This window comes from Saccharopolyspora hordei, assembly GCF_013410345.1.
Lineage (GTDB): Bacteria > Actinomycetota > Actinomycetes > Mycobacteriales > Pseudonocardiaceae > Saccharopolyspora > Saccharopolyspora hordei.
Genome location: NZ_JACCFJ010000001.1, coordinates 1789664 through 1813389, shown reverse-complemented (window position 1 = coordinate 1813389; position 23726 = coordinate 1789664). Strand labels below are relative to the sequence as shown.

At 70.9% G+C, this 23726-nt stretch carries 18 protein-coding genes; 4 read left to right on the top strand and 14 right to left on the bottom strand.

Annotation, left to right across the window (positions count from 1 at the left end):
• Positions 1-156 precede the first annotated feature (156 nt).
• The gene (locus HNR68_RS08540; protein ID WP_179724795.1) at positions 157-810 is read left to right on the top strand and encodes an ACT domain-containing protein; all 654 of its coding nucleotides are present in this window, start codon (positions 157-159) and stop codon (positions 808-810) included.
• 36 nt (positions 811-846) lie between these two features.
• Here HNR68_RS08540 and HNR68_RS08535 read toward each other — a convergent pair whose 3' ends face one another.
• The 12 genes from HNR68_RS08535 to HNR68_RS08480 form a co-directional block, all read right to left on the bottom strand.
• Entirely contained in the window at positions 847-5679 is a 4833-nt protein-coding gene (locus HNR68_RS08535) for a nucleoside/nucleotide kinase family protein (RefSeq protein WP_179719292.1), read from the bottom strand.
• Positions 5676-8705 carry an AAA family ATPase gene (locus tag HNR68_RS08530; protein WP_179719290.1) on the bottom strand — a complete coding sequence of 1010 codons (3030 nt, stop codon included), beginning with the start codon at positions 8703-8705 and terminating at the stop codon, positions 5676-5678. The genes HNR68_RS08535 and HNR68_RS08530 overlap by 4 nt, the downstream gene beginning before the upstream one ends.
• Positions 8706-8709: 4 nt before the next feature.
• Positions 8710-9516 (bottom strand): alpha/beta hydrolase family protein, encoded by an 807-nt coding sequence (locus HNR68_RS08525; protein ID WP_179719289.1) that lies wholly within the window; start codon positions 9514-9516, stop codon positions 8710-8712.
• Positions 9517-9687: 171 nt separating this feature from the next.
• Entirely contained in the window at positions 9688-10203 is a 516-nt protein-coding gene (locus HNR68_RS08520) for a GNAT family N-acetyltransferase (RefSeq protein WP_343050003.1), read from the bottom strand.
• Between the two features lie 3 nt (positions 10204-10206).
• Entirely contained in the window at positions 10207-12327 is a 2121-nt protein-coding gene (gene ligA, locus HNR68_RS08515; protein ID WP_343050456.1) for an NAD-dependent DNA ligase LigA, read from the bottom strand.
• Between the two features lie 111 nt (positions 12328-12438).
• Complete coding sequence (locus HNR68_RS08510) at positions 12439-13131, bottom strand: hypothetical protein (protein ID WP_179719285.1); 693 nt, start codon at positions 13129-13131, stop codon at positions 12439-12441.
• Positions 13132-13182: 51 nt separating this feature from the next.
• Complete coding sequence (locus tag HNR68_RS08505) at positions 13183-14190, bottom strand: DUF6461 domain-containing protein (RefSeq protein ID WP_179719283.1); 1008 nt, start codon at positions 14188-14190, stop codon at positions 13183-13185.
• A 165-nt stretch (positions 14191-14355) separates the two neighbouring features.
• Positions 14356-15384, bottom strand: a complete 1029-nt coding sequence (locus HNR68_RS08500; RefSeq protein ID WP_179719281.1) for a uroporphyrinogen decarboxylase/cobalamine-independent methonine synthase family protein — start codon at positions 15382-15384, stop codon at positions 14356-14358.
• A 33-nt stretch (positions 15385-15417) separates the two neighbouring features.
• Positions 15418-16950, bottom strand: coding sequence for a fatty acyl-CoA synthetase (locus tag HNR68_RS08495; RefSeq protein WP_179719279.1), 1533 nt, complete (start codon positions 16948-16950; stop codon positions 15418-15420).
• 32 nt (positions 16951-16982) lie between these two features.
• Positions 16983-17774 (bottom strand): alpha/beta fold hydrolase, encoded by a 792-nt coding sequence (locus tag HNR68_RS08490; protein ID WP_179719277.1) that lies wholly within the window; start codon positions 17772-17774, stop codon positions 16983-16985.
• A gap of 245 nt (positions 17775-18019) precedes the next feature.
• Positions 18020-19108, bottom strand: a complete 1089-nt coding sequence (mnmA, locus tag HNR68_RS08485; RefSeq protein ID WP_179719275.1) for a tRNA 2-thiouridine(34) synthase MnmA — start codon at positions 19106-19108, stop codon at positions 18020-18022.
• A gap of 3 nt (positions 19109-19111) precedes the next feature.
• Positions 19112-20347: a cysteine desulfurase family protein gene (locus HNR68_RS08480; RefSeq protein WP_179719273.1), complete on the bottom strand. Its 1236-nt coding sequence runs from the start codon at positions 20345-20347 to the stop codon at positions 19112-19114.
• A 106-nt stretch (positions 20348-20453) separates the two neighbouring features.
• On the opposite strand from HNR68_RS08480, the gene HNR68_RS08475 reads away from it, so the two are divergent.
• Positions 20454-20645, top strand: coding sequence for a hypothetical protein (locus tag HNR68_RS08475; protein ID WP_179719270.1), 192 nt, complete (start codon positions 20454-20456; stop codon positions 20643-20645).
• Between the two features lie 276 nt (positions 20646-20921).
• On the opposite strand, the gene HNR68_RS26705 is transcribed toward HNR68_RS08475, so the two are convergent.
• Positions 20922-21731, bottom strand: coding sequence for a glycosyltransferase (locus tag HNR68_RS26705; RefSeq protein ID WP_343050001.1), 810 nt, complete (start codon positions 21729-21731; stop codon positions 20922-20924).
• A 122-nt stretch (positions 21732-21853) separates the two neighbouring features.
• On the opposite strand from HNR68_RS26705, the gene HNR68_RS26700 reads away from it, so the two are divergent.
• Both HNR68_RS26700 and rnhA read left to right on the top strand, forming a co-directional pair.
• Complete coding sequence (locus HNR68_RS26700) at positions 21854-22096, top strand: hypothetical protein (protein ID WP_246330413.1); 243 nt, start codon at positions 21854-21856, stop codon at positions 22094-22096.
• Positions 22097-22240: 144 nt separating this feature from the next.
• The gene (gene rnhA / locus HNR68_RS08465) at positions 22241-22699 is read left to right on the top strand and encodes a ribonuclease HI (protein WP_179719268.1); all 459 of its coding nucleotides are present in this window, start codon (positions 22241-22243) and stop codon (positions 22697-22699) included.
• Between the two features lie 58 nt (positions 22700-22757).
• Here the strand turns inward: rnhA and HNR68_RS08460 are convergent, their stop codons facing one another.
• A complete protein-coding gene (locus HNR68_RS08460; protein WP_179719266.1) occupies positions 22758-23708 on the bottom strand; it encodes an electron transfer flavoprotein subunit alpha/FixB family protein in 951 nt (316 codons plus the stop codon).
• Positions 23709-23726 lie beyond the last annotated feature (18 nt).

Below are 23726 nucleotides of genomic sequence, written 5' to 3'. Positions count from 1 at the left end.
CACTGCGTGGACGGCGGTGGCACCGGCGGCGACCGGCATCTGCCACAATTTCCCACGCCAGTTCCTCGCACGAGGAGCCGCCGGAGCGCGGCCTCGTGCGCGCGGAGCAGCGCGACCGGCGAGGTGTCGCGCACGAAACTGGAGGCGTTGAGTCCGGTGTCCTTCCTCATCCGGGTGCAGATTCCGGACCAGCCGGGCACCCTCGGCTCGGTGGCGAGCGCGCTCGGCGAGATCGGTGCCGACATCCTCAGCGTGGACGTCGTCGAGCGGGGCGGCGGCGTGGCGATCGACGACCTGGTGGTGGAGCTGCCCTCCGGGCGCCTGCCGGACGTGCTGATCACCGCGGCCGAGTCCGTCGACGGGGTCACGGTCGACGCGGTCCGCCCCTACGCGGGCGTCCTGGACACCCACCGCGAGCTCGAGCTGGTCGAGGAGATCGCCGCCGAGCCGAGCCGCGGCCTGCAGATCTTCGCCGAAGGCGTTCCCAAGATCATCCGATCGGGGTGGGCGATGGTCTTCGGGCACCGTTCGGGCGGTGCCGAGCAGCTGGCGGCGAGCACGTCCGCCCCGCAGGAGGGCTACCTCGAACTGCCGTGGCTGCCCCTGGCGCGCGCGTCGATCCTCGACGGCGACGACACCTGGGTGCCCGAGACCTGGCGGGAGCTGGGCACCGAACTCGCGGCGACCCCCATCGGCAAGCCGGACCGCGTCCTGCTGGCGGGCCGTCCGGGCGGCCCGATGTTCCGCGCCGCCGAACTCGCCCGCCTCGCCCACCTCGCCGGCATCGTCGCCGTCGTCCTCGACAGCTGACGGCGTCCCGAGTCCTGCTGGACTCGGGACGCCGCATCAACTGGCCTCGTCAACGGCGCCGTCGAACCAACTGAGCGTCTCCTCCACCCGGTAGTCGTGACTCGGCCCGTCAGTCAGGTGGCGGGCGAAGTCATCGCTGCGCTCCCGCAGGAACGCCTTCAGAACAGGATCGGAATCGGCGAGTCGTTGCAGCTCCCGCAGCTGCCCCATGCTCACCTTCGACACCTCGGACCACTGTTGCGGCTCTCGGATGAAGTCCGCGGTGCGACCGGCCACCGAGGCGGCAGCGAGCGTGTGGAACGCCGTCGTGGCGTCGGCGGGCCCATGCCCAGCGGCCAGTTTGTCCAGCGCGGTCGACAGCGCGGTCCGCGTCCACCGCTGCTGTGGTAGCCGCGCCACTCCCCACGCACACTCAGCCGGAAACGCAAGGTTCGGCCCGACGGCGGGATCAACCTCGCTGAGGTGCTGGGCGGCTCCGACACGGTGCAACGCCGCAGCGGCCCAGCCGATCTCAGTCCAGTGCACGGCTTCGTCCCGGATCGTTGTACGCGCAAGCCGGGACGAGGTCGAGCGAGCCAGTTCAACAGCGAGGTCCTCTGCTTCCGCGGCCCCGTGGTCACTGAGCCACATCACAAGGCGGGATGCTTGACGCAGCCCGACACGCCGCACTACTGCAGCTGGCTCGAGCAGGGTGAACACTCCGCTGATCTTCCTCGCGACCTCCTCTGCCCCTGCGGCTTCCAAGGCAGACAACAGTGACGGTACCGCTGCGAGGTCCGCGGGGATCCCGTCAGCCAACCGGGAAACCAATCGGGGAACATCCACCCGTTCCACCGCGCTCGCGAACCATTCCTCGTCCCAGAGGTGGAACATCTGCAGCGTCTCAGTGATCAAGCGGGGACTGCGCACACGCGGGAGCGTCTTTGTGCGCGCCTGGTATATGTGCTGCATCCAATCCGTTTGGGGTTGACCTCTCCGCAAGCCCACCGTAGCGAGATGATAGGCGATCGCCCACTGCTGCGTCGGGTACTGGATGTACTTCACCTCGTCAGTGAAGGTGTTCCAAGCTTGCTTTCGGGACCGAGCTTGCTCCAGCAGCCTCGCGCCTTGGCCCGGAGCAGCGTGCTCTACAGCGCTCATGAGGTCGGCAGCAGCGGCAGGCGCGTTGAACAACGCGTACAACACTCGATCACGCAGCACCGAAGCATGTCCGTCCCAACTCTTGCGACGGGGCGTCATCAACTCGTCGACCTTGGCTCTCGCGAAATCAGGATCAAGCCGGTACAGCAACCGGATGGACGTCGCCAGCTCCGTCGGCGACGTGTACCGGCCAAGTCTGTCGAGCATCTCTTTCCCGGGTTTGCTGCGGAGGGCGCTTTCGAGCACATCCTTGCCTGCACTCGGGATGTGTGCCGACCGCAAGGTGTTCGCTGCCTCGACCAGAGCTTGCAGGGCCGAACTCGGCGACTTCGTCAGAATCCGATCTTCTTGGTCGTACCTATCGCGATAGGTCGTGGGAATCTCTCTGTAGAGAGTCCGCCCCAACCGGTGGAAAAATGTCCGGGAGTCGGGGTTGCCAGCACGCAGCATCCCCTCCAGAAGCCGTTCCGCGGAGATCTCGTTCCTCAACTTCTCGACGAACTTGTCCCCATGATCTGGGTCATCAGCAATGGTCAGCGCCAACTGCGGCCCCCACGGTCGCAATGACGCACGGACAGCGTTGACCACAGATTCTCGAGCCTTGTCGAGCAGCTTGTCCCGGAACGGTGCTCGCGACTTCGACAGGCCAGACAGCAGGTATCCAACGACAGACACCCTGGCATCCCGGACAACCTGCTCTTGAAACCAATCAAACCCCAGAGCGACCGCTAGATGATGGGAGAACCCGCGCGCGGGATTCCCGCTCCAGTCGTCGAGGACGTGGGTCGAGCGCAGGAGCATTCCAGCTCCCTTGTTGTCCCCCGTTTCTTTGATTCGCCGAGCGAACTTCTCGACCAATCGCTTTCGTGGCGGCGCTTCGGCCGACACCCCGGGAGCCGATCTCTCGTACAGCACCTTGGAGGCCAGCCGAGGATGCCTATGGGTCAACACGCCGACGAGCTGGGCTGCTTCACCCGCAAAAGCGTTCCTCTCCAAGAGAGTCCGCAGAGCAGTGTCAAGCCCGGCGACATTCTGAAGCATGTGCAAGCACAATGCCGGCGAATATCCGTGCAGGTCAATGAGCGCCTTCTTCAATTCACCGACGTCACTGTGCGGCAAAGAAGCCACTATACCCGGACCGAATTCTCGCCACACCTCGTCCCAGTTGTCTGACAGCTTGCCGAGTTCTCCGCGCAGCGCCACCAGGGCGAGCATGATCGGAGCGCCCCGGCGAGGCTGCGGCCGATGACGCACCAACTTCGCGACCTCACCGTTGGCCTCCAACTCGAGCAATGTCTCACCCGAAGCCCGCGCAGCTTGCTTCAACAGCCTCGAGAGCCGACGGACCAAACCGTAGTCGCCCACATCATTGGGATCGAGATCGGTCAGCGCACCGGAACCGACCGCCGCCACGACCTTGTTCAACTCGTCGTGGTGGAATCGGACGAGGAGCTCGACCAAGCGGAAGAGAGTACGCGCACTGCCCCTGGAGGTGCGCAACACTTCTTCGGCGACGCGGGCGACTCTCTCCAGAGTCGCCTCGAAATCTTGCTCAGCTGCCCGATGCCGGAACCGGTGCAGGGCACGCAAGACCAGCAGGAGCTCGCCTCCGGTGGGCGAGTCCAGGAGTTCCGCGCGCGCGAGGAGACAGCGTTCGACTTCCCCGAGAAGCTTCTGTGGCAACACACTGTCAGCAGCGAGCGCAAACTCGGCCAAGGTGAGGACATCGATCCTGGCAAGCCACGACATGAACTGCGGTTCGAGAGTAGCACTCTCCGCCAGCATCCTGCGGCACGCGGACTCGTTGCCATACCGTGCGTTGCGCAGAAATGCCACCGGTTGATCGTTGCCACCGACCAGTGTCTCTTCGAACACGGCCGCGGAAAGGTTAGCGATCTCGCGGTGAACGGCGACCTCAGACCCCGGATCGATCCCCTTTCGAACCAGGTGCCTCCGCAATATCCGGTGGCATGTGCCGTGATCATACAGGCGCCATCGTTCGCTCCGGTCAGAGTACTGGGCACCGAAATCCGCGAAATCCTTGTCCCCCAGTGGGTAAAGGTCTTTCGCGTGGCTTCCGTTGTTCAGCAACGAGACAGCGGCAAGTCGGGCGAGCGCATACAACTGGTCCTCATCTAGTTCTGACAAGCGCGCTTCGATCTGCTCATCACTCAACAAGTCTTGGCCAGTCGACGTCGCCTGTTGCAGCGCCCAACAGAGGCGGTGCAGATCGCGGTAGTGCCGTCGGACGATGTCGCTCAGCCAAGGCTTGGCGCCGGCCAGGTGAGGGTGGGCTGCGATCAGGTCCTCAGCGAATCTCAGCGCCGCGGCTTGACCCACCACGCCCTGGAGCACGAAGACGCTGTCGGTCTTGAAGTCCACCGCGTTGATGTCGTACTGGAGCACGGCGAGCACCGCGACACCCAGGGACGAGCTCACGGAAGCCAACAAGTCGTCGATGTCGGCGTCGTCAGCCTCATCGACAGGTGCGACGTCGTCCACGACGACTAGACGACGCGTGCTCTCGATCTCAGGCATGGCCAAGGCGGCCGAGGCCACCGCCCGCAGCTGCCCCGGATCAGGCAACCGAGCGTGGGCGGGGACCACGGTGACCACCTGCCAACCCTGGGCCCGCAGGCGACGAGCCACCAGACGTGCGATGGTGCTCTTGCCGCTGCCCGCGGGTCCGCCGATCACCGCACGGGCCCGGTAGTTCTCTGTGAACACCCGTTCGAGTTCGTCGACCTGTCGGACGTCGGTGTCCTCCAGCGGCTGGCGGCGCTGCGGCAGCTCCTCCTTGACCGACCACCGCAGACGGCTGAGGATCGCTCGCCGCTGCTCCTCCGCCCAAGCGGACCAGGCCTCAGGCCACAGCGCCCGTGCAGCGCCGTACAGGCTCAAGTCGGTCCCGCGGTGTTCGCCGACATCATCCGCTGAGCGGTACACCACCCACCCGGAGTCAGTGGGCGCGAGGAGCCCCCGCCCATGGCATCCGGCGGCGTCGAGGCGCCGACGCACCTCCGACTCGTTCAAGGCCTTGCACTCGCCGTCGACCACCTCACCTGCGATCACGATGTCCGCGGGCAGCTCGAGCGGCGCGGCCGCCCTCGCCAGGACGCGCAGAGCCAACGGCAGTGCCAGCGCTGGATCCTCCAACCGCCCTTCGACTCCTGGCAGTTCGGCTGCGATGCCTCCGGTCGATGTGATGTCGAGTTCGGCAAGCACCGCCTGTGCAGCGACGAATCCTGCGTGTACTGCCGCCTCGGTGCGGGCCCCGAACCCGGTGAGCTGTGGTCCTCCCGCCTCCTCAGAGTCGTGCAGGCGCAACACGAGCGGCAGGGCCCCGTGACCGGACGGATCCAAGACCGCGACGGGCATCCCGTCCTCGGACGGTCTGGCGGCAGGTTCGATCTCACAGACAGCGTGGAGGAAGTCGAGCAACTCTTCCTGCTGCTCAGCGGAGAGCACCTGAGCCAGTGCCAAGGGAACGTCGGGGGAGGTGAACCAGTCTTCGAGGACCTCGACGACCGGTCTGCCCGCAATCTCAGTGAGCCACTTCGGGATGCGGACCTGGCACTGCGCCGATGCGCTAGGTCGCGCACTGGCACGGTCGTAGAGCCGGACGAGCACACCGAAGTCCTCTGCCTCGTTCGGCCCACTGAGCACGTCGCGGAGCTCGAGAAGCTCGATGATCAACTCGTTCGTGGCGCGTCCTACCATCTCCGTCACCGCTCCACCTGGTCCCTCGTTGCGGCGCCCATCGTCAACCTCGCGAATCCGTTCTTGGCCGCGATCAACACCCCTTGGTCCCCATGGTTCTCCAGAAAAGCGGCTGCAACCGGCCCTTCCGGCATCGGTACCTCGATCGTCGGAGCGGTAGCGGCAAGATCGTGCAGGACACAGCGTGGCGACGGGTCGTCGTGCACGACGGCGAGCCAGTCGTCGCTGACCGCCAAGCGCGTTGCCCCAGGGGATGCAACATCCAGGACCAACCGCCCCGTGTGGGCATCGCGCACCGAGATCCGGCCGTCTTCGCTGTGGGCGGCGATGACCCGGCCGCTGCTCGAGACCGCCAGTCCGGCGATGGCAGCGTCGTGACGCTGCATCATCACGCGGTCGGCGCTGCGCCACACAACAGCACCGTCCGCCGTGCCCACGACGAAACCACCATCTTCGATGGCTCGGACCGCGGTGAGCCGCAAGTGCTGAAGACGCCAGCGCCGCCGAGATGCCTGCGTGTCGACGTCGATCACCTCGACTTCGCGCTGCCTGCCGAGGACGACTCCCGCGCTGGTCAGCCCGATCTGCTTCGGATCAGGGCCGCGCTCTGAGCTGAGTAGCGTCGTCTTCTCGCGCTTCGGCCACCAGACGAGCACTTCGCCGTTCCACCTGACCGCGGCGACGACCGGATCGCCCCCGACCGATGTCATCGCCATGTCCCGTACCGCGAACTCGCCGGGCCCTAAACACGAGAGCTGTTCCGGTTCGCTGAGGGATGCCAGGGACCACAGCCGCATGGAGCCGTCATCGTGGCTCGTGGCTGCCCAGCCAGATGCAGTGACGAGCCCGGTCGCCCCGTGGACATCATCGGCGTACCGGACGGCCCAGGTCAGTTCGACAGGTCCGATCCGCGGGGCAGGACCACTCGCGGGAAGACCGCGATGCGCTGCCAGGATTGTGGTGAGAGCCGCTCTGCGATCGGGGTCGAGAGCCCTCCGGTGCACCTCGAACCACAGGTTCACCAGGTCGCGCATGCCACTTTCCACTGCGGCGGGACCGAGGTCCGGCTGCGGGGCGACATGCGTCAGGAACGACGTGTCCTCCAGCAACCTCCGAAGATCGCTGGAGTCTCGCTGGGCTTGACGCACGAGCAGACGGGCTAGAGCCGGATCCACCCGGTCCCATCGTGGCGAGCCGTCCGGGAACGCAGCGTTGTACAAGGTGGCAAGCGTGCTCCGGTGACTCACACCGCCCGGCTCAAGCGGTGTGCGCAGACGCCAACACGGTTCACCGTCCTCGTTCGTCGATCGTTCCAGGAACGCACGACCCGATCGCGCCACGTCCTCGATCTCGCTCCCGCTGTACTCGCGCGAGATGTTCGGGTCGGCCGACACGACTCGCGACCACACCGAACGGGGCAACCATTCCGTGGGGGCAATGCGGAGCGGTTTCACCAGGACGTGGGCGTCCTCGGTGCCGATCGCCCGCCGCAGCAGCGAGTCGGTGACCACTGCAGCTCTTCGTGCTACCGCGCGCTCGAGGTCGGTCGACGCGCGGAGCAACACCTTCGTGCACTCAGCCGCGACTGCGTAGTTGCGCGCGCAGAACGGCAGCGTGCGGTCCGCCAGCTCCTCTGCTCGCCTCTCGTCTCCCGCGAACGGAGAACCAGGCGTGCGGAGCAGCCGGTCGCGGATGTACGCGCGCAGTTCACGGTCATCCGCGTGCTGCGGTTCGTCCAGGTCGATGATGCGGTACGCCCAGCCCTCCAGCCGTTCGGCCGAGTCTGCACTGCACACCAACCGCACGTTCCGGAGTCGTGCCAGCGGTCGCAACACCAGCTCGAACAACTGCGAGAACTCCGGACAACGGTGCACGTCGTCGAGCACGATCCCGACGTGCTCTCCCTTCCGCGCGAGTGCGGACACCAGCTCCTCGATGTCTCCACTCGCCTCTGGAACTCCCAGCTGCCGCGCGAGCTCCTCGCTGAGCCGGTCGAGGGACAGCGGCTGGTCGGCGAAACTGACGGCGGCATGCACGCTCTGTTCCGGAGGGAGCAAGCCCTCCCTCGCCACCAGCGGCAGAAGCGGACGGTGTTTCTCATGGCCAGCGAGGTACAACCTGGCCAAGAGCGCTGTCTTCCCGGTGCCCGGACTCCCGACCACGAGGCACGGTCCGCCGCTCGAACGCTCTTCGTCCAATGTGGTGACGAGGTCGGCCAGGGCGCTGTCTCGGCCGGTGAAGAACCAACCGGGTTCGTTGGGCTCTGTTACCCCACGAGCAGGAGCGCTCCAGACTGCTAGGTCGCCGGCCAGCCAATCCGGCGCTCTTCGAGGCATGTGCTTGGGGTTGGGCAGGACACGGCACCGTCCCACCTGAGGCGTGGCGAGCACGCTGCTCTGCTGTTCCCCTCCGAGCTCCTCGTTCACCTCACCGATCAGCCGGAGGAGGTCGATGTACTCGTTCCCCTGGGGCTCGTGGTCAAGTGCTCGCTCGAAAGCCGACACGAAACGGAGCTGTCCGGCTTCTTCCACCGGCCGAGCGGACGCGATGACTTGAACGTTGCAGTTCTCGGTCAGGGTCTCCCAGCGCTTCAGCGCCTTCGACAGGCTGTCCACAGCCCCCTGCCCGCTCATGCACGCGTCGAGCACGAGAAGCACGTCGGTCGCCGCGTGCACCCGAGCGAACTGCTCGAGCAGGTCTGCAGGGTCCAAGCGGTTCCCGAGGGGATCGGCCAGGTAGTCACGGTCAACGAGGAACCACCCGCTCGGGGCCCAATCCGGGACTTCCCCGTGGCCCGTGCAGTAGATCACGACGGTGCGCTCTTCACCGTCATCGTGTTGGGTGGCCCAATCGCTCAGAGCCTTCCGCATGGCCAGCGGCGAGATCTCCTCAGCGCCCCTCAAGTCCGAAGGCGCGCCGTCGGTGAATCCCAACCGTTCCAGGAGACTGCGCATCCGGGCGAGTTCTTCAGGAACGCTCTCCAGGTTCTGCAGGGACTCACCCTCGTACTTCGCAACCCCCGCGAGGAAGTACACACGCTCAGGAGAGCGCGGCGGCGACAGCACGGCTCGTCTCCACGTTCTTCAGGTAGCGCTCACAGTGATGGGCCCGCATGCGTGTGTTGAACACCGTGCGGTCCTCGATCCCGTTGCCGTACACCCCGTCCAGTTCCTTGACAGTGGCGATCGCGTCCTCAACGGCAGCGATGTTGATCCAGCGACGCACCTTGCCGGGCCAGTTGCGGTTCGCATCACCATCCAGACTCAAGCGTTCCCGGATCACCCGTAATCCCAGAGGTGAACCGACGGTCACCAACGTCTCGACCCGCAGGTCCTGTTCGCCTCGCAGCAACTCGTACGCAGCGACGCTGCCCAGTGAGTGAGCGACCACCACGGGCGCCCCATCACCGATCGCCATGCGCAATTCCCGCTGAACGCCTCCGCGCAATTCGGGGTCGGCGAAGTAACGGTGGACCTGCTTGAGGAAGCGGACCAGGGCTCGGTCAGCCGCGCCGGTGAAGAAGTCGGTCGACTGCAGCCGCCGGAAGAGGCGCTGGACCTGGCGGGGCGCGTAGACCTTGGTGGTCTCCCGAACCGGTGCTGCCTGCTCGGCGAGCTCCGTCAACAGCTCGACCTCAAAGCCGTGCTCGATCTCCGCAACCGGTGTGCCCTTTCCACCAGTGTTGTAGAGGTGCCCGTAGAAGGCCGGCTCGAAGACGAGGGACGAGGCGCCTGGAAAGCGTTCGTTCTCCAGCCCCTCGACGAGAGCCGCCCTCCATCGCTCCGCCATCTCCCGCCGTGACTTGCTGTGCCAACCCACGCCGTGTACCCCCACGACATCAGGCATGGTGCTCCTTCCGGTGATTCCGCCGACGAAGGATGTTCGCCGACGTGAAACCAAGAGATCGCTACCCAGGGTGATCTAGATTACCCGAAGGAGAGCCTATTTCGGCATGTTTCACCCATGCGGCTTCCAGCAGGAAGTCACGAGGCTCTGCTGCGCAGGCCTGACGCGAAATCAAAGCTCCATGGCGTAGGCCAGGAGGTGGACGCTCGGGGCCGGGGACCAGTCGCGGTCCGGGCAGCGCTCGAAGCCGAGGCTGCGGTAGAGGCGCTGGGGCGTCTCCGACGTCTCGTTCACGCACAGCACCACCCGCTCCCGGCGGCGCTCGCGGGCACGGTCGACGACCGCCTGCACCAGGGCGCGGCCGACGCCGCCGCCCATCGCCTCCGGCGCCACCGCCAGCATCCGGAACTCCAGCTCGCCCGGCCGGGAGATCTCGGCGTACGGCGTGCCGGGGTGCACCACGGTGACCGTGCCGACCGGCCGGTCACCGTGGACCGCGACGAGCAGCTCGGCGCGCTCCGCGCGGTCGGCGGCGTCGCGCAGCACCGAGGCGTAGTCGACGTCGGTCGGCAGGCTCCCCGCCTCGGCGTAGGCGCGGACGCAGATCTCGCCGATCGCCGCGTGCTCGGCGGGCCGGGCCACCCGGATCGAGGTCCGGGCGCCGATCCCGCCGTCCCGCACCGACACGCCTCACCCCTCCGCGGGCAGGGCGACCTCGGCCGCCGCCTCCGAGCCCTGGTCGAGCAGCACGCGGAAGCCGTCCTCGTCCAGCACCGGCACCCCGAGCTGCACCGCCTTGTCGTACTTCGACCCCGGCGAGTCACCGACCACCACGAACGCCGTCTTCTTCGACACCGACCCGGCCGCGCGGCCGCCGCGCGCCATGATCAGCTCCTTGGCCTCGTCCCGGGAGAAGCCCTGCAGGGTGCCGGTGACCACGATCGACAGGCCCTGCAGGGTGCGCGGGACCGACTCGTCGCGCTCGTCGGCCATCCGCACCCCGGCGGCCCGCCACTTGCGCACGATCTCCTGGTGCCAGTCCGCCGCGAACCACTCGCGCACCGCGGAGGCGATGGTCGGCCCCACCCCGTCGGCGGCCGCCAGCTCCTCCTCGGACGCCGCCTCGATCCGGTCCAGCGACCCGAACTCGCGGGCCAGCGCCTGCGCCGCCGTCGGGCCGACGTGCCGGATGGACAGCGCCACCAGCACCCGCCACAGCGGCTTCTCCTTGGCCGTCTCCAGGTTGGCCAGCAGCTTCTGGCCGTTGGCCGAGAGGTTGCCCTCCTTGGTGGTGAACAGCGGCGTCTTGAGCAGCTTCGCCTCGTCGAGGTCGAACAGGTCGCCCTCGTCCTCGACCACCCCGGCGGACAGCAGCGCCCCCGCCGCCTCGTAGCCCAGCGCGTCGATGTCCAGCACCTTGCGGCTGGCCAGGTAGAACAGCCGCTCGCGCTTCTGCCCGGGGCAGCCCTGGGCGTTCGGGCAGCGCAGGTCGACGTCGCCCTCCTTCTGCTGCTTGAGCTCCCACCCGCACTCCGGGCAGGTCGCGGGCATCTCGAACTCCCGCTCCTCGCCGGTGCGCACGTCGACCACCGGGCCGAGCACCTCGGGGATCACGTCGCCGGCCTTGCGGATGACCACGCGGTCACCGATGAGCACGCCCTTGCGACGCACCTCGTCGGCGTTGTGCAGGGTCGCCATCGACACCGTGGACCCGGCGACCTTGACCGGCTCCATGACCGCGAACGGCGTGACCCGGCCGGTGCGGCCGACGTTGACCTGGATGTCGAGCAACGTCGTGGTGGCCTGCTCGGGCGGGTACTTGTAGGCGATGGCCCAGCGCGGGGCGCGGGAGGTGGCGCCGAGGCGGCGCTGCAGCGGCACCTCGTCGACCTTGATGACGATGCCGTCGATCTCGTGCTCGGCGGAGTCGCGGTGCTTGCCCCAGTGGTCGATGTGCTCGACGATCTCCGCGACGCTGGACAGCACGACGGTGTGGCGGGACACCGGCAGCCCCCACGCCTTGAGCGCCGCGTAGGACTCGGACTGCCGCTGCGGCTCGAAGCCCTCGCGCTTGCCGAGGCCGTGGCAGATCATCCGCAGCGGACGGGACCGGGTGATCCGCGGGTCCTTCTGCCGCAGCGAGCCGGCGGCGGCGTTGCGCGGGTTGGCGAACGGCGGCTTGCCCGCCTCCACCAGCCGGGCGTTGAGGTCGGCGAACTCGTCGACGCGGAAGAACACCTCGCCGCGCACCTCGACCAGCGCGGGCACCGGGTACTCGTCGGTGCCGGTCAGCTGCTCGGGCACGTCGCCCATGGTGCGCACGTTGAGCGTGACGTCCTCACCGGTGCGGCCGTCACCGCGGGTCAGCGCCCGCTCCAGCCGCCCGTCCCGGTACAGCAGGTTGATCGCCAGGCCGTCGATCTTCAGCTCGCACAGGTAGTGCGCGTCGCTGCCCACCTCGCGCTCGACGCGCTCGACCCAGGCCGTGAGCTCCTCGGTGCTGAACGCGTTGTCCAGGCTCAGCATCCGCTCGAGGTGCGCGACCGGGGTGAACTCGGTGGAGAAGGTGCCGCCGACGACCTGCGTCGGCGAGTCCGGTGCCCGCAGGGCAGGGTGCTCGGACTCCAGCCGCTGCAGCTCGGCGAACAGCTCGTCGAACTCGCCGTCGGAGATGGTCGGCGAGTCGAGCACGTAGTAGCGGAACTGGTGGCCGCGGACTTCCTCGGCCAGCTCCGCGTAGCGCTCGCGCACGTCAGCGGGCACGTCCTCGACGCCCTCGGCCGCCTGGCCGGCGGCGGGGTCGGTCGGCACGGTCTCCTCGGCGCTGCTGTCCGGGTTGCGGTCGTCCACGTCCTTGCTGGTCACGCCCAGAGACTAGCGAGCAGCCCCGTCACCGGCACGCAGCGGCTCGCCGACCGACCGTCAGGCCCCGTCGCCGCCCGAGGACTCCGCGGTGGCGGTCCGGTCCAGCTCGCGGACGATGTCGCGGAACTCCAGCAGGCCGATCGAGCCCGCCGGTTCCTGCACCGCGGTCTCCACCCGGCCCAGCCGGTCGGCCGCCAGCCGCTCACCGAGGGTCGCGTCCAGCGGCAGGAACGTCAGCGCCCGCCGCGCCTTCTCCTCGAGGTCGGCGAAGCCGGGGTGGTAGACGGCCACGTCGACCAGGCCCTCGGCCTCGTCCACCTGCGCGGCCAGCCGCACGTCGGCCAGCGGGTACTTGCCGCCGCGCAGGTTCACCGTGACCTCCGTGGGGTCCGGCACCGGCGGCACCGAGTCGTGGTACTCCCACAGCGTGTCCGGCTGCGGGGCGGCCGCGATCCAGGCGTCGGTGTAGGGCCGCAGCTCCGGGTCGGCCTGCCCGCTGACCACCAGCGCGTACGTGGCCTTCTCGCCGTGCTCGATGGCGAAGGTCAGGTTCGGGTGCACCCCGACCACCATGTCGGCCACCAGGTTCTCGACGCGCTGCGGCTCGCTGTCGCCGAGCGCGGAGGCGATCTCGGGGAGCAGCGCGTCCCACTTCTGCCAGAACACCTCGGCGCGCGCGGCCGCGTCGGCCTGCACGTCGACCGGTTCGGCGGCGTCGTCAGCGGCTCGGCGGCGGAGGAACTTGAACATGCGCCCCATTGTGCCGGTCGGGGGCTGCCGCGCGGGGCCGAACGGACGGACTCACCGCGCCAGTTCCGCGCGCACCAGGTCCACCAGCGCACCGACCTCCACGCCGCGCACCTGCCGCGCCGCGCCGAGCACCCCGGTCAGCGCGGTGAGCGGGTCGGGGTGGGTGGCCAGGCGCACCGCCTCCGCCGCGCGCAGCTGCACGCGGACCGTGCTGCACGGCCGGTCGAGGACGCTCCGCCAGGACAGCTCCCGCACCGCGGCGGCGAGTTCGCCGTGGTCGACCGGAGCGCCGCAGCTCAGGCGGCCCAGGGTGCGGCGGAGCACGGGGTGGTCGGCGCAGTCGGCGGTGAGCGCCACCTGCTGGGCGACGGCCACCGCGGCCCGCCGCAGCTGCTGCTCACCGGCCGAGCGCAGCGCGGCGGCCAGCTCCGGCGGGTACCCGGCGACGTGGTCCAGCGGCTCGGCCACCGCGACCAGGTCGTCCGGCCACGGGGCGACCGCGAAGGTGCGCAGCGGCCCGGCCAGCCACCCGGGGCTGGCCGGCAGCCCGGTGATCCGCCCGGCCAGCGCCAGCATCAGCGCCACCGGGTCGGCCTGCGACCACGGCAGGTCGACGCGCAGCTCCTCCAGCCCGTCGGGGTCGGTGCCCTCGCGGAACTCGGGCAGCACCGCCTCGAACGCGGTGCGCAGCTCACCGCGGGCGGCGTGCGAGAACCGGGTCAGGCCGCTGCCGTCCCAGAACACCGACACCGCCGTGGACTCCGCCGCTCGCCGCAGCACTTCGGGCCGCCGCCCCTGCTCACCGCCGTCCTCCACGACCAGCACCCAGTCGCCGAGCTGCTTGAGCGCGACCATCGGGTACTTCTCCTGGTTGGCGAACGCCTCTTCGCAGAACTCGTCGATGTCGAGCTCGCGACCGGACGACGCGACCGCCCCGAACGCCTCGGCCACGTGGGCGAGATCGCCACCGCGCACGAACGTGAGGCACGCCGCTTCCTGGATGATGCTGCGCCGCACCCACCCGGCGCGCTCGATCTCACTGACGCAGTAGCTGCCCACGGCCCCTTCCTACCAGCGCACGAGGGCCCTCACCGGCGAAACGCGAAAAGACTGGACCAATCGTGACCCCCTCGTCGGCCGCGGACGTCCACAGCGGACTGATCGGGGGGATCCGGAGTACGCCGCTCGGACCACGGTGGGCCGGGGTCGAGCGGGGTCTCGGCGCTACTGCTCGGCTTCGTCGGTGAAGAGCTTGGCGAGGTCGGTGGTGAGGCTGATCGCGCGGCGGGCCCAGGACGGGGTCGCGCCGGCGAGGCCGCAGGTCGGGGTGGGCACGCTGCGCTCGGCGAGGACCTCGCGGGCGAAGCCGAGGCGGGAGGCCAGGTCGAAGGCCGGTCGCGCGAGGCTGCGCAGCGCGGCGTCGGCCGGTTCGGTGCTGGGCACCAGGCCGAGGAACAGCGTGGTGCCCTCTTCCCAGGCCTCGCCGAGCTCGTCGGCCAGGTCCCCGGAGACGTCGCCGAGGCCGGAGGCGTCCAGCGCGATCGCGCCCGCGCCCGCGCGGCGCAGCAGCGCCACCGGTGGGCGGGACGCGCAGCAGTGCACGACCACCGGCGTCCCGGCTGCCGCGGTGAGCGGCTCGACGACCTCGGCGAGCAGGCGCTGCGCCTCGGGTTCCGGGACGGCGGGGACCGTGCCGTAGCCGGACGGCGTGGGCAGCGACCCCGCCAGCACCGCGGGCAGCACGGGTTCGTCGAGCTGCACCACCACGCGGGAGCCGGTGCGGTCGGCGACCTGCGCGATGTGCTCGCGCAGACCTTCGGTCAGCGACGCGGTGAAGTCGCGCAGCGCGCCGTGGTCGGTGAGCACCCGGTGCCCGCGGGGCAGCTCGATGCCCGCGGCGAGCGTCCACGGGCCCGCCGCCTGCACCTTCACCGCGCGCGGGGCGCCCTTCTCGGCGACCGCCTGCTCCACCGCGTCCAGGTCCCAGCGCAGCAGGTCGACGGCGCGCTGCTGGTCACGCCCCGGGCGGCCGGCCACCCGGTACCCGGACGGCACGACCTCGACCGCGAGGTCCACCAGCAGGCCCGCGGTCCGGCCCAGGACGTCGGCGCCCACTCCGCGCCCCGGCAGTTCCGGGAACGGGGTCAGGTCGGGCAGCTCGCCGACGACGGTGCGCGCGGCCTCCACCGGATCCGTGCCGGGCATCGACCCGATGGTGGTGGCGATCCCCGGCCCCCAAGGTGCGTCAGTCACCCCGCCATTATCGACAGCCGGACGGCCGCCGCCTCAGGCGGTGAGCTGCTCGCGGAGGACGCGCTTGAGCAGCTTGCCGGAGCTGTTGCGCGGCAGGTCCGGCACGAAGCGGACCTCCTTGGGCACCTTGAACCCGGCCAGGCGCTCCCGGGCGTGGTCGAGCAGCTCCGCCTCGGTCACCTCGTCCTTGGCCACGACGACCGCCACGACCCGCTCGATCCACTTCGGATCGGGCACCGCGACCACCGCCACCTCGCCCACCGCCGGGTGGGTGTAGAGCGCGTCCTCCACCTCGCGGGAGGCCACCAGCACACCGCCGGTGTTGATCACGTCCTTGATCCGGTCCACCACGTAGAGGTAGCCCTCCTCGTCGCGCCGCACCAGGTCACCGGAGTGGAACCAGCCGCCGCGGAACGCCTCGGCGGTCTCCTCCGGCTTGTCCCAGTAGCCGGTGCACAGCTGCGGCGACCGGTAGACGACCTCGCCGGACTCCCCCGGCGGCACCTCCTCGCCCTGCTCGTCGACGACCTTCGCCTCCACGAACAGCACGGGCCGCCCGGCCGAGTCGGGCCGCTCCTCGTGCTCCTCCGGCCGCAGCACGGCCGCCAGCGGCGCGATCTCGGACTGCCCGAAGCAGTTGTAGAAGCCGAGCTCCGGCAGCCGGCTCCGCAACCGCTGCAGCACCGGGCCGGGCATGATCGAGGCGCCGTAGTAGGCCTTGCGCAGCGAGGTGAGGTCGCGCCCTTCGAAGTCGGCGTGGTTGGCCAGCGCCACCCAGACCGTGGGCGCGGCGAAGAACGAGCCGGTCCGCTCCTGCTCGATGCGCCGCAGCACGTCACCCGGCTCCGGCACCTCCACCAGCCGGTTGGTGGCGCCGATCATCAGGTACGGCAGCAGGAACACGTGCATCTGCGCGGAGTGGTACAGCGGCATCACGTGCAGCGGCTGGTCGTCCTCGGCGAAGTCCAGGGCGACCAGGCAGGACAGGTACTCGTGCAGCAGCGCGCGGTGCGTCATCATCGCGCCCTTGGGCAGCGACGTGGTGCCCGAGGTGTAGAGCAGCTGCACCAGGTCGTCGTCGGAGACGGCCACGTCGAGCTCGGGGACCGGTCCCGACGAGCACTGCGCCAGCAGCGACTTCTCGTCGTCGCGCAGCGGGACCACGCGCTGCACCGAGGTCTCCGCCCGGACCTCGTCGACCCTGCTCGCCAACGCCGGGTCCACCAGCGCGACGCTGCTGCCCGACTGCGACAGCAGGTAGGCGAGCTCGCCCGAGGTCAGGTTGTAGTTGATCGGCACGTGCACCAGACCGGCCCGCGCGCAGGCGAGGAAGCCGATCAGGTAGGCGTCGGAGTTCTTGCCGTAGGCGGCGACCCGGTCGCCCGCGGTCGCGCCCGCGGCCAGCAGCACCCCGGCCGCGCGGCTGACCGCGTCGTCGAGCTCGGCGTAGGTCCACTCCGACTCCCGCCCTGAGCTGTCGACGAACCGCAGCGCGACCCGGTCGGGGACTCTCGCGGCGGTGCGGCGCAGGACATCGGCGACGGTGCTGGCGCGAAGACCGGACATGGGACCTCCATCGGCGCGGGTGGCCCCAGACACTAACCGCGGAGCACCCCCGCTTTCCAGAGCTCGCGCAGCGCCGCGTTGACGGTCTCGGGTCGCTGGCTGTGCGGCCAGTGCGAGGCACCGTCCACCCGGAGCAGGTCCGCGCCGATGCGCTCCGCGGTCACCCGGGCGCACTCCAGGATCGGCTCGCCGCCGTGCTCCCGGTACGCCTGCGGCGCGTCCTCCCAGGTGCCGGTGATGACCAGCTTCGGGAAGCCCGCCTCGGCGAGCCGCTCGACCGGGATCTCCGCCTCCCAGGCCGGGTGCTCGTCCAGCGCGGTCCGCGTGGCGCGCACCAGCTCCGGTGTCGGCTCGGGCGCGGCGAAGCCGACGGACTCGAAGTTCAGGCGCACCAGGTCCTCGTCCGACAGCTCCGGCGGGACCGACCCGATGGCGGCCCGGTTGCGCTCCAGGGCCGCGGCGACCAACGGCGCGTCCGCCGCCACCTGGAAGCACGCCGGTTCGATGAGCGTCAGCGACCGGACCGAACCGGGTTCGCGCGCGGCCGCGAGCATCGCCACCACCCCGCCCGAGGAGTGGCCGACCAGGTGCGCGCCGCCGTCGAGCAGCTCGGCGACGTCCGCGGCGTCCTGCGCGTAGTCGCTGCGCTCGACGTCCGGGCTGCCCCCGTACCCGCGCCGGTCCGGCAGCACGACGTGGAAGTCGTCGGCGAGCGCGAGCTGCGCGGCGAAGCCGAACGTCTCGTGCGCGGCCCAGCATCCCGAACCGTGCACGAACACCGCGCGGTCGCCGGTCCCCCGCTCGGTCGTGTGGAGTGTGGTCACGGTCCGATCATGTCGGCACCGGGTGCCGAGCACAAACGGTTTCCGCGACCGGTTGCCGATCGGTGATCACCGCACCTGGCGTGCCCGGCACGAGCGAGGGCTTCGCGGCGGCGGACGCTCATCCCGCGGCCCCGGACCGGCCCGTGGTCGCCGCGCCTCGTCCCGAAGGCCGCCGCCCCGGGCCGGAGCGGCGGGCCGCACAACGCCATCGACTGCCGGACCCCGCGTGACCGCGGTGCGGTCCCTCAGCGGGTGGCGGCGATGATGCCGCTGCCCAGGACCACGTCGCCACCGGCGTCCGGCCGGTACAGCACGATCGCCTGGCCCGGCGCCACGCCGCGCAGCGGCTGGCGGAGCTGCACCTGGATGCCCTCGCCGCCGGCCTCGGCGACCGCCTCCGCGGTGCCGCCGTGCGCGCGGACCTGCACCACGCACTCCGTCGGCCCGTCCAGCGGCCGCTCGGACGGCCAGATCGGGCGCTTGGCGTCGATCTCGGTCACCGACAACCGGTCCGCCGGGCCGACCTTCACCGTGCCGGACACCGGCTCCAGCGACAGCACGTAGCGCGGGCGCCCGTCCGGTGCCGGGGCGTCGATGCCCAGGCCCTTGCGCTGGCCGATGGTGAACCCGTGCACCCCGGTGTGCTCGCCGAGCACCGCGCCGGTCTCGGCGTCGACCAGCTTGCCCGGCTGCTGGCCCAGCTTGCTCTCCAGGAACTTCTTGGTGTCGCCGTCCGGGATGAAGCAGATGTCGTGGCTGTCCGGCTTCTTCGCCACCGCCAGGTCGCGCTCGGCCGCCTCCTGCCGCACCTCGGACTTCAGCGAGTCGCCGAGCGGGAACATCGAGTGCCGCAGCTGCTCGGCGGTCAGCGAGGCCAGCACGTAGGACTGGTCCTTGCCCTCGTCGCGGCTGCGCCGCAGCTCCGGCACACCGTCCACGATGGACAGACGGGCGTAGTGGCCGGTGCAGACCGCGTCGAAGCCCAGCGCCATCGCCTTGTCCAGCAACGCCTCGAACTTGATCTTCTCGTTGCAGGTCAGGCACGGGTTCGGGGTGCGGCCCGCGGCGTACTCGCCGACGAAGGTCTCGATGACCTCCTCGGTGAACCGCTCCGCGAAGTCCCACACGTAGAACGGGATGCCCAGCAGGTCGGCGGCGCGGCGCGCGTCGCGGGAGTCCTCGATGGTGCAGCAGCCCCGCGCACCGGTGCGCAGCGTGCCGGGCTTGGCCGACAGCGCCAGGTGCACCCCGACGACCTCGTGCCCGGCGTCCACGGCCCGCGCCGCGGCGACCGCGGAGTCCACCCCACCGCTCATGGCTGCCAGTACTCGCACGCCTCACACCTCCGTGGCGGCGGCCGACGGCCCCGCCGAAGAACGGCGCAACCCGGCCAGACCGGCGCTACGCGCTCGTTGCACCACCGGCCCGATGACCCCGGTGAGTGCCTGGACATCGGCCGCCGTCGAGGTGTGCCCCAGGGAGAAGCGCAGCGACCCCCGCGCGGCCTTCGGATCGGCCCCCATCGCCAGCAGCACGTGGCTCGGCTGGGAGACCCCGGCGGTGCACGCCGACCCCGTGGAGCACTCGATGCCCTTGGCGTCCAGCAGCATCAGCAGGCTGTCGCCCTCGCAGCCGGGGAAGGTGAAGTGCGCGTTGCCGGGCAGGCGCGACGGCCCGCCGCCCACGACGTCGTCGCCGGGATCTCCGTTGAGCACCACGTCCGGGACCGCGGCGCGCACCCCACTGATCAGCTCGTCGCGCAGCTTCGCCAGCTGCCGCGCGTGGGTCTCGCGGGAGTCCACGGCCTCGCGCACCGCGGCGGCCAGCCCCAGCACCCCGGGCGTGTCCAGCGTGCCGGAGCGCACCTCGCGCTCCTGGCCGCCCCCGTGCAGCACCGGCGTGCACTCGACGTCGCGGCCCAGCAGCAGCACGCCCACCCCGTACGGGCCGCCGACCTTGTGCCCGGTCATGGTCAGGGCCGCGGCGCCCGACTCCGCGAAGTCCACCGGCAGCGTCTCGACGGCCTGCACCGCGTCGGTGTGCAGCGGCACCCCGTAGCGCTGGGCGATCGCGGCCAGCTCCGCGACCGGGTTGACCGTGCCGACCTCGTTGTTCGCCCACATGACGGTGGCCAGCGCCACGTCGTCCGGGTTCTCCGCCAGCGCCTCCTCGAACACCTCCGGCCGCACCCGGCCGTGCTCGTCGGTGCGCAGCCAGGTGACCTCGGCGCCCTCGTGGTCGGCCAGCCACTCGACGGCGTCGAGCACCGCGTGGTGCTCCACCATCGACGCCAGCACGCGCCGGCGCGCGGGGTCCGCGTCCCGGCGGGCCCAGAAGATCCCCTTCACCGCCAGGTTGTCGCTCTCGGTCCCGCCCGCGGTGAACAGCACCTCGGACGGCCGGGCGCCCAGGGCGTCCGCGATGTCCTCCCGCGCTTCCTCCACCGCCCGTCGCGCCCGGCGCCCCGAGGTGTGCAGCGACGAGGCGTTGCCGAGCCGGGTCAACGCCTCGCTGAGCGCTGCGACCGCCCCTGGCCGCATGGGTGTGGTGGCAGCGTGGTCGAGGTAAGTCATCGCTCGTCCAGGGTAATGCAGGCGCGCTGAGCGGAAGGCGCTGGTCAGGACGTCCGCCCGCGTCACACCGCCGCCGGACCCCGGGGCTGCGGGACGCGAGGCTGCCGTGATCGCGGCCCGCGCCCGCCTGACCAGCGCCCGGCGGTGGGTGCCGCGCAGCTCGGGCAGCACGACCAGCTCGACCACCGGGCGCCGCGTGCGGGCCACCGCCGGCACCGAGCTGACCAGCGACGTCTCCCCGGGGAAGGCCGCCGCCGTGGTGGGCCGCACCCCGTGGCGCCCTCGCCGAACGCGCTGACCACCGCGCCCGCCCGCGGCGACGACGGCCGAGCACCCGGTGCCCGTGCGCGCCGCGCGAGCCCCGGCCGCACCGGGCCGGCCACGGCCCCGTCGCGGTGGTCCGGGTGCGCGCAGGACCGCCCGGTGGCCACCCGCGGGGGTGCAGCGGGCCCGGCGCGGACAGGCCGAACTCGGTCCGGCACCGGGTGACCCGCCGCGAGCCGCGGGCGGGTACCGCCGCGCGCCCCCCCGGCCGGCACACCTGACCAGCGCACGGAGCGCGAGGTCCCGGTGCTCACCCGACGCGCTGGGAGATCGCGCCCTCCAGCACCGGAGCCGGGCTCGGCTGGGTGGCCATCTCCGCGCTGACCTCACGCGCGGCCTCCGCGAACGCGGGGTCGTCGAGCAGCGCGCGCACGGCGGAGCGCACCAGCTCGGCGTCCACTGTGGCCGGATCGTGGGCGGGGCCGACGCCGCGGTCCACGCCCCGCTCGGCCGACATCGCGTCGTCCGCGAAGGACGGCAGCAGCAGCTGCGGCACGCCGTGGTGCAGCGCGGCCGCCGTGGTCCCCGACCCACCGTGGTGCACCAGCAGCGCACTGATCGGCAGGAACGCCGACAGCGGCGGGAAACCCACCGCCCGCGCGTTGTCCGGCAGCGGCGCGACGTCGGCGAGGTCCGGCTCCCGCCCGGTCGGCACCACGTCCACGTCGAGGTCCCCGAGCGCCTCGACGACCACGGAGGCGGTGCTCGTGCCGGCCGTCGTCGGCACCACGGTGCCGAGCGTGACGCCGATCCGCGGTCGCTCCGGCCGCTGCAACGCCCAGGCCGGCACCGCGCACCCGCCGTGCAACGGCACGAACCGCATCGGCCACCACGGCACGCCGTCCGCCTCGTCGACCTCGTCCCCGCTCAGCCCGCCCGTGCTCGGCGGTCGCGGATCGATCCGCGCGACCACCTCCGGAGCCCCGTCCGGGATGCCCAGCCGGGCCCGCAGCGGCCGGGACATCGCGGTGTCCTCGTCGAACCTCCGCCCGAAGCCGCCGTCCCGGGTCGACCAGGAGACCCGGTTGCCGACCTCCCGCACCGGCACCCCGAGCGCCACCGCGGCCAGCCGGCCCGCGGGTGGTCGGTGGTGTGCACGACGAGGTCGGCGCCGAAGGCCCGCCCCACCTCGATCGCGCCCTGCGTCATGGTCAGCGAGAACGGCCCGCCGTCCGTCGGCACGTGCGCGTACGCCTCGGTCAGGCCCCGCGCGGCGAGGGACCGCTCGAACTCGGCCGTCGGCTCCTCGTCGCGCGCGACGCGCACCAGCTCCTGCCACACGTCGTGGTCCGGCGGCACGTCGGCCACCGGCAACCCGCCCGCGCCCCGGCGCCGACCATCTCGCCGGTGGTGGCCAGCAACACCTCGTGCCCCGCGACCCGCGCCGCCCAGACCAGCGGCACGACCGGGAACATCAGCCCGTGACCGGGCGCAGTGGTGAACACGATCCGCACGTCGGCCGACCATGCCACCACGCGGCACGACGCCGCAGGCCGATTCCCGTGAGCACGGGAACCTCCCGGTCACCCGCGCCGCGTCGACACGTCGGCGGCGGCTAGGTTCCGGGGCATGCAGCCAACGACCGACCGCGTCGACCTCTACACCGACGGCGCATGCAGCGGGAACCCCGGCCCGGGCGGCTGGGGCGTCGTGCTGCGCTACGGCGAGCACGAGCGCGAGCTCTACGGCGGGGAAGCCGTCACGACGAACAACAAGATGGAGCTCACGGCGGTGATCGAGGGCCTCGCCGCCCTGACCCGCCCGATGCCCGCGGTGCGCATCCACACCGACAGCACCTACGTGCTCAAGGGCATCACGGAGTGGATGCGCGGCTGGAAGCGCAACGGCTGGATGACGTCGGCGAAGAAGCCGGTCAAGAACGTCGAGCTGTGGCAGCGCCTGGACGCCGAGTGCGCCCGGCACGGCGACGTGCAGTGGGAGTGGGTGAAGGGCCACAGCGGCCACCCCGAGAACGAGCGCGCCGACCGGCTCGCCTGCCGGGGCCGGGACGAGGCCCGCGCGGCCTGACCGAACGCGAAGGGCGGGCCGCACCTGAGGTGCGACCCGCCCTCGGGCAGGAAACGCGTCAGCCCTTGCGCTTGGTGATCTCCTCGGTCAGCTGCGGCGCGACCTTGAACAGGTCGCCCACGACGCCGTAGTCGGCGATCTCGAAGATCGGCGCCTCCGGGTCCTTGTTGACCGCGACGATCGTCTTGGAGGTCTGCATGCCGGCGCGGTGCTGGATCGCACCGGAGATGCCCAGGGCGATGTAGAGCTGCGGGGACACGGTCTTGCCGGTCTGCCCGACCTGGAACTGGTGCGGGTAGTAGCCGGAGTCCACCGCGGCACGCGAGGCACCCACCGCAGCACCCAGGGTGTCGGCGAGCTTCTCGACGACCTCGAAGTTCTCGGCGGAACCGACACCGCGGCCACCGGAGACCACGATGGACGCCTCGGTCAGCTCGGGCCGGTCCCCGGCCTCGGCGGGCTGGCGGGCGGTGATCTTCGCGCCCGAGCCGGCCGGGACCTCGACCTGCTCGACCGTCGCGGCACCGGAGGCCTGCTCGGCCTCGATGCTGCCCGGCTGCACGGCGATGACCGGGGTGCCCTTGGTGACCTTCGCGGTCGCGTCGTAGGTGCCACCGAACAGCGAGTGCGACGCCGTGCCCTCGGAGTCGACGTCCACGACCTCCGACAGCAGACCGGAACCGGTGCGCACCGCCAGGCGACCGGCGATCTCCTTGCCGTCGATCGAGGCCGGGACCAGCACCGCCGCCGGCGACACCGAGCCCACCAGCGAGGCGAGCACGTCGACCTGCGGGGTGACCAGGAACTGCGTGGCCTCCGCGGACTCCGCCGCGTACACCTTGGCCGCGCCGTAGGAGCCCAGCGACTCGGCCAGCTTCTCGGCGGTGCCCGGCTCGCCGACCACGACCGCGGACGGCTCGCCCAGGCGGCGCGCCGCGGTCAGCAGCTCGTAGGTGACCTTCTTGACCTCGCCGTCCACGTGATCGACGAGGACCAGAACCTCAGCCATTGAAAAACGCCTCCTCGA

What these genes read in the sequence shown, in the direction of transcription:
- HNR68_RS08510 (WP_179719285.1), bottom strand. Translation starts at nt 13,131, where the DNA reads ATGTTCAAGTTCCTCCGCCGCCGAGCCGCTGACGACGCCGCCGAACCG.
- rnhA (WP_179719268.1), top strand. Translation starts at nt 22,241, where the DNA reads ATGCAGCCAACGACCGACCGCGTCGACCTCTACACCGACGGCGCATGC.
- HNR68_RS08525 (WP_179719289.1), bottom strand. Translation starts at nt 9,516, where the DNA reads ATGCCTGATGTCGTGGGGGTACACGGCGTGGGTTGGCACAGCAAGTCA.
- HNR68_RS08480 (WP_179719273.1), bottom strand. Translation starts at nt 20,347, where the DNA reads ATGACTTACCTCGACCACGCTGCCACCACACCCATGCGGCCAGGGGCG.
- HNR68_RS08460 (WP_179719266.1), bottom strand. Translation starts at nt 23,708, where the DNA reads ATGGCTGAGGTTCTGGTCCTCGTCGATCACGTGGACGGCGAGGTCAAG.
- HNR68_RS08495 (WP_179719279.1), bottom strand. Translation starts at nt 16,950, where the DNA reads ATGTCCGGTCTTCGCGCCAGCACCGTCGCCGATGTCCTGCGCCGCACC.